This is a genomic window from Microcoleus sp. Pol14D4, assembly GCF_036701245.1.
Lineage (GTDB): Bacteria > Cyanobacteriota > Cyanobacteriia > Cyanobacteriales > Microcoleaceae > Microcoleus.
This window is the reverse complement of sequence record NZ_JAUBQM010000141.1, coordinates 1-7,171: the sequence shown is the minus strand read 5'-3', so window position 1 is coordinate 7,171 and position 7,171 is coordinate 1. Positions and strand designations below refer to the sequence as shown.

The 7,171-nt window shown below is 42.9% G+C and carries 1 protein-coding gene and 1 pseudogene; both read left to right on the top strand.

The features are described 5' to 3' along the window. Positions 1-75: 75 nt before the first annotated feature. Positions 76-5,370 (top strand): annotated as a pseudogene (locus tag QUA33_RS27065) (AAA family ATPase); the annotation flags it as partial. Between the two features lie 553 nt (positions 5,371-5,923). Continuing rightward, positions 5,924-6,556 carry an alpha-ketoglutarate-dependent dioxygenase AlkB gene (locus QUA33_RS27060; RefSeq protein ID WP_333152711.1) on the top strand — a complete coding sequence of 211 codons (633 nt, stop codon included), beginning with the start codon at positions 5,924-5,926 and terminating at the stop codon, positions 6,554-6,556. Positions 6,557-7,171 lie beyond the last annotated feature (615 nt).

Sequence of the window (7,171 nt, the reverse complement as noted above, 5' to 3'; positions counted from 1 at the left end):
TGCCTATCTTTTTTTACCACAAGTTGGCTCAATCCTTACTAACTATGGGTTTGGGGCGGGTTGTCACCCCCCCAGGACTTTGGCATTTCCACTCAGCTAAGCCGAGAAACACCGATACTGAAAAACCCCAACGTTATTGAAGGAACTCTCGCTTACATTTCGCCGGAACAAACTGGCAGGATGAATCGCACTCTCGATTACCGTACTGACTTTTACTCGCTTGGCGCCACCTTCTACGAATTGCTGACAGGAAAACTGCCTTTTGATACAGAAGACGCTTTAGAGCTAGTTCACTGTCACATTGCTAGACAGCCAGTTCCTCCGCACGAAATCGAGCCAGTAATCCCCCTAATTGTCTCGCAAATTGTCAATAAATTGATGGCAAAAAATGCGGAAAATCGCTATCAAACGGCATTGGGAATCAAGCAGGATTTAGAAACTTGTCTTTTTCAATTACAAGCAACAGGTAATATTGAGACGTTTGCCTTGGGAACGCGGGATATTACAGACCGTTTCCTGATTCCCGAAAAGTTATACGGCCGGGAAACTGAAGTTTCTAATCTATTAACAGCCTTTGAGCGAGTCAGTACAGGTAGCGCCGAAATGATGCTGGTAGCTGGCTTTTCAGGGATTGGTAAAACCGCCGCCGTGAACGAAGTTCACAAGCCGATCGCCCGACAGGGTGGCTATTTTATCAAAGGCAAATACGACCAATTTCAACGCAATATTCCTTTCAGTGCATTTGTGCAAGCATTTCGGGAATTGATGGAGCAATTATTATCAGAAAGTGATGCTCAATTACAAACATGGAAAACCCTGATTCTCACCGCAGTAGGCGAGAGCGGGCAAGTCTTGATTGACGTAATTCCTGAATTGGAACGCATCATTGGCGCTCAACATCCGGCACTAGAATTGTCGGGGAGTGCCGCCCAAAATCGCTTCAACTTGCTGATGCAAAAATTTGTGCAAGTATTTCAAGCAGAACATCCCTTAGTGATGTTTCTGGACGATTTGCAGTGGGCGGATTCGGCATCTCTGAAATTGCTACAACTGTTGATGGAGGATACGGGGCATCTCTTGATATTGGGTGCTTATCGGGATAATGAGGTATCACCGGGTCATCCGTTTATGTTGACTGTGGATGAGATTGTGAAGTCAGGAGCCACGGTGAATACGATTACCCTGCAACGGTTGAGTTTAGCAGATCTCAATCAGTTGGTAGCAGATACGCTGATTTGCGATTTATCTTTTGCTCAACCCTTGACAGAATTGGTTTATAAAAAAACCCAAGGTAATCCCTTTTTCTCTACTCAATTCCTCAAGGCGTTGCATGAAGATGCTCAAATTACTTTTGACTGGAATGTACGGCATTGGCAGTGCGATATTGCTCAAGCTAGACTTACCCATGCCTCGGATGTGGTGGAGTTTATGGCGGTGCAATTGCAGAAGTTGCCTTCCGAAACTCAGGATGTTTTAAAACTGGCGGCTTGCATTGGGGCGCAGTTTGATTTAGAGACATTGGCAATAGTCAGCGAAGAATTACCAGAACAAACTGCATCATCACTCTGGAGAGCATTGCAAGAAGGACTCATTTTACCCATTACTGAAGGCTATAAATGCTTCCTTCAAACAGATGCTCAATTCCCTCCTGGGTCTGTTGCTAATCCAACTTATAAGTTTCTGCACGATCGCGTCCAGCAAGCAGCTTATTCCCTAATACCCGAAGACCAAAAACAAGCCACTCATCTCAAAATTGGACAGTTACTCCTACAAAAATATTCGGACATAGAAAGAGAAGAAAAGCTGTTTGATATAGTGGGGCATTTAAATCAAGGAACTGAGTTAATTAATCAATTAAGCGAACGAGAAGCCTTAGCCCAACTCAACTTAGAAGCGGGACGCAAGGCTAGAAGTTCTACCGCCTACGCTGCAGCAAATATCTATTTGCAAACAGGGATTGAGCTACTGACAGCTAACTGCTGGCAAAGTCAGTATGAGTTGACCCTGAATCTTTATGTTGCTGCTACCGAAGCCGCCTATTTGAATGCTGACCTTGAAGTTATGGAACAGATGGCAGCACAGGTATTGCAGAATGCTAAGACAATTTTAGACAAAATCAAAATTTACGAAATTTCAATCGCCGCCCAGACAGCCCAGGGCAAGCTGTTGGAGGCGATCGCAGTGGGCAGAAATGCACTCTTACAACTGGGGGTTGAATTCCCAACTGAACCTGACGAAGCTTTGATTAGTAAAGCGCTACAAACTCTGAAGAGTCAACTTCAGGGCAGACAAATAGAGGAACTGGTTGACCTACCTGTGATGACAAATTCCCAGACTCAGGCAGCTATGCAAATGTTAGGAATGTTACCGGGAACGATTTTCATGGGAATGCCCGGTTTACTACCACTCCTTAGCTCGACGATGGTGAGTTTATCGCTCTCCTTTGGAAATGCACCCCCATCAAGCGTGGGGTATGCACTTCATGGTATGGTGTTGTGTGGTTTTTTGGGAGAGGTAGAAACAGGCTATCGCTTTGGTCGATTGGCACTCAGCTTGCTCGATGGGTTCACTTCACGGAAATTCAAGTCCATCATTCTGGTGATGTTTGGGGCTTTTATGCAGCATCATAAGGAAGCTATGAGAGCAGTGATATCTACGGAGAAAGATGGCTATATGGCAGGCATGGAATCTGGCGATTTCCTTAACGCTGGCTACAACATACTCACTTACTTTCACGCCAACTTTTTCGGTGGGGTAGAACTAGAGACTTGGGAACCCGAAATAGCAGATTACAGCACTGCCTTATATCTGGTGAAGCACTATTCTGCTCATGATTCTTTGGATATGATGCGGCAGACGGTGCAGAACTTGACGGAATGTGTGAGTCAACCGGATTGCTTAATAGGAACTGCATACGATGAAAGTGTAATTATTCCTAAGCAATATCAGAACAATGAATTCGCAGCGATCGCTTATATCTACATCAACAAACTACTTCTTGCTTACTGGTTTGGCAATTATTCGGCTGCCCTATGCCACATTACCCAAGTTAAGTCGTATTTGATGGCAATATCGGGAAGTGTTTATTTTCCCATTTTCCATTTCTATGCTGCCCTAACACACTTGGCGCTATTTCCCACACAGCTAGAAATTGAGCAACTAGAAATTCTCGCTCAGGTGCAAACACATCAAACGACTCTGCAACAGTGGGCCCAAAATGCTCCGATGAATCATCTGCATAAATGGTATTTGGTTGAGGCCGAAAAACATCGAGTTTTGGGCAATAAAGCTGAGGCGATAGAAATGTACGATCGCGCAATTTCTGGAGCCAAAGAAAATAAATTCCTCAACGAAGAAGCACTAGCTAATGAACTAGCCGCCAAATTTTACCTAGAATGGGGTAAAGAAAAACTTGCTCAAACCTACATGATTGAGGCCTATTATTGTTATGTTCAATGGGGAGCAACTGCTAAGGTAAAAGATTTAGAAACGCGATATCCGCAGTTATTGGCGCCAATCCAACCGGGAAGAAAAAAAACTACGGCATCAGGGACGACCACGGGTTCGGGTAATAACCTAGATATCACCACAGTAATGAAGGCTTCTCAGGCGATATCCGGCGAAATAATGCTGGATAAGTTACTGTCTAGCTTGATGAAAATTTTGATGGAAAGTGCAGGGGCGCAAAGAGGATATCTAATTTTACCAACCCAGGGAAAGCTGTTAATTGAAGCTGCAGGCACAATAAATTCCCAACAAGTTACCGTGTTGCAGTCAATCCCCGTTGAACATTGTCAGGAACTTTCGGAAGCAATTGTCAATTATGTGTCCCGCACTCAAGAAAGCGTGGTACTGGATGAGGCTTTCCGAAAAGGACAATTTACCAACGACCCCTACATCCAAAAGCATCAGCCAAAATCAATTTTATGCGTGCCGCTGATTAACCAATCTCAAATCATCAGTATTGTTTACCTAGAAAATAATCTGACAGCCGGAGCTTTTACCCCAGAAAGAGTGGAACTATTAAAAGTGTTATCTGGACAAGCAGCTATCTCGATCCAAAATTCTAAGCTTTATACAGAAGTCCGCGAAAATGAGAACAGGCTCACTCAATTTTTAGAAGCAATTCCGGTAGGGGTATCAGTGCTGGATGCTTTGGGCAAACCTTACTATAGTAATCGCGTTGCTATTCAATTATTAGGTAAAGAAGTTATTCCCGAAGTCACCAGCGAGCAAATACCAGAGGTTTATCAAATCTATCAAGCTGGAACAGAGCAGGAATATCCCTCTGCACAATTACCCTCGGAGCTGGCGTTGAGGGGGGAAAGTGCCACCGCAGATGATATGGAAATCCACCAAGGTAACAAGATTATTCCTATTGAGGTTTGGGGTACGCCAATCTATGATGAAAAGGATAATATTTCTTATGCCATTGTAGCTTTTCAAGATATTACGGAGCGCAAAAAAGCCGAAGCAGAGCGAATCAGGTTTACCAATGAATTGTTCCAACTCAACAAAGCTTACGAGCGCTTCGTTCCCAATCAATTCCTACAGTTTCTAAATAAATCAAGCATTATTGAGGTGGAATTAGGCGACCAAGTGCAGTTAGAAATGTCGGTGTTGTTTTCCGACATTCGCGACTTCACCACGCTCTCGGAAAGCATGACGCCGGAGGATAATTTCAGATTTATCAATTCCTATCTTTCTCGCATGGAACCAGTTATTAATGAAAATAACGGGTTTATTGATAAATATATTGGCGATGCGATTATGTCGCTGTTTAGCGGCGAGGCGGATAATGCGGTGAGAGCGGGAATTGCTATGCTGCAGAGCCTCGTTGAATATAATCACCACCGCGCTAATTCTGGCTATGGCCCGATTCAGATTGGGATTGGAATTAATACTGGAACTTTGATGCTGGGAACGGTGGGAGGTCAAAATCGCATGGAGGGCACAGTAATTTCCGATGCGGTGAATTTAGCTTCTCGCGTGGAGGGATTGACAAAAAATTATGGGGTGTCGCTGTTAATCACCCAGTCAACTTACTCGCGTTTAGAAAATCTATCCCAGTACGCAATCCGCACCCTCGATACGGTAAAAGTCAAGGGAAAATCTGAAGCGGTGACGGTTTATGAGGTGTTTGATTGCGATCCGCCAGAAATTAAAGAGGGCAAGTTAGCTACGCTGCAATTGTTTGCCGAAGCTTTGGAAATGTACTCGGAAGGGAAGTTAGCTAAAGCGGCGGGGCTGTTTGCCGAGTGTTGGCATCAGAATCCGGGCGATGCCGTCGCTAAAATTTACTGGCAGCGCTGTCAGTCTACTTTAAGAAATCCCACAAAAATCAAAGACAGGTCACATGATTTAGATTAATCATAAAAGTCCAAAGCTCGATCGCTACCTTGTTGGAGGGGGACCTCATTTTCATTTGACGGGGTGACAACCCCGTCAACATCGGGTCGCTATAGCAAGTCTATTTGAGTCATGAATGTAGAATAACCTGAAACGCTTGTGATGATTGAATCGATTGTTCACAAATCAAATGGTTTTGCTATAGAATCTATGTTACATTCCTGCGATAGGTGAGAATATTTCTCCTCGCAGGTCTTCTAGTGCGTCATTAATTACCTCATCCTTTTTAGCTTCATCTCCTGGAATTTGGACATAAGCTTCATCAAAAACAGATTTAATTATTTGAAAGCAATTCATAGTAGATAGCTAATTGACACCAACCAAGTCTTAAATCACGATTCAGGATTGGGTTGGTGAACACATAAAAACTTATGTATTTTACCAAAAGTAATAATCCTTGTCTTGTTAAAATGCTAAAATTAGCTTTACATGATTAATAGTAAAGCTGGGCCGTGCTTGTGTCAACAACTGTATATTTATAAAGTTCAATAAAAAGTAATCATCGAGCAGATTTATGTATACTCAACTTTCATTGTGGGAAGAGCCCAAAGCAGAAAGCCAGAAGCATGGTCAGCAATTATCTCTGCCTGATGCCGAAATAATCATGTACCGCGACTTCTTCAATAACAATGAGAGCAAGGAGATATTTGCGGAATTGTACGGCACTATTAATTGGAAGCAAGAGGTGGCTCTGCTTTTTGGCAAGCAAGTTGCTATACCGCGACTTAGCGCATGGTACGGAGATGCAGGTAAATCTTACACTTACTCCAAAATAAAAATGGAGCCTAATTTATGGACACCTACACTCATAACAATCAAATCTAAGATAGAAGCAATAGCAGGTACATTGTTTAACAGCGTGTTGCTTAATCTATATCGCGACGGCAAAGATAGTGTAGCTTGGCACAGTGATGATGAATCAGAACTTGGTGAAAACCCAGCGATCGCTTCTGTAAGTTTTGGGGCTACTCGTCGTTTTATGCTCAGGCACAAATACCAAAAAGAAACGAAGTTAGAAATTCAATTAACTCCTGGAAGCTTCTTGCTGATGAAAGGAGCAACCCAGCATTTTTGGCAACACCAAATCCCGAAAGCAGCCAAAGTTACTGAACCAAGAATCAACCTAACTTTCAGGAAAGTAAGCTAAATTAATTAATGGTACTTTGTAATTTGCATAGGGGTTTATCTGCCTTTACTTGCGGTGTTAATAAAAAAAATTGCAACTTTTGTTAACAGTAAAACTAGAAAACTAGCGATTTTCGCCCAGCAATAACAGTACCGCCGAATTAACGATCGCACGGGAGTGCCGCTGCTAAGGCTGAATTTGGGTCAAATGGCTAGTTTGTTGCGGCTGCGCGAGTTTTTAGCGGGTCAGCAGAAAGGCTCAGAGTTATGTGAAGCGCGATCGCACTTATTTTCTCTCAAAGTCTCATTCTTCCGGTTTACCTATTTGGCCTGTTAATGTGTAGTGCATCGCCTTAAATTTTACCTCGTCTTTACTCCCTAACTCTTTCAATTTCCTTAACTAACTCGAAGCTAAATGCGATCGAACTATTGACATAAATTTAGCAACATCTATATTAATAATTCGTAAATAGCTAGGTCTGGAGGAAGACAAATCTCGACAACAAGAATTATATCTGAAGATAGACGAACCCTAAATTTAACACAGCTAGGCTATATAACTATAGCGATCGCAAATCATTCATAAATCGATAGAGAATTCGAGCGAGCAGCAGTTCAATTCAGTGTTGGTTCAAAA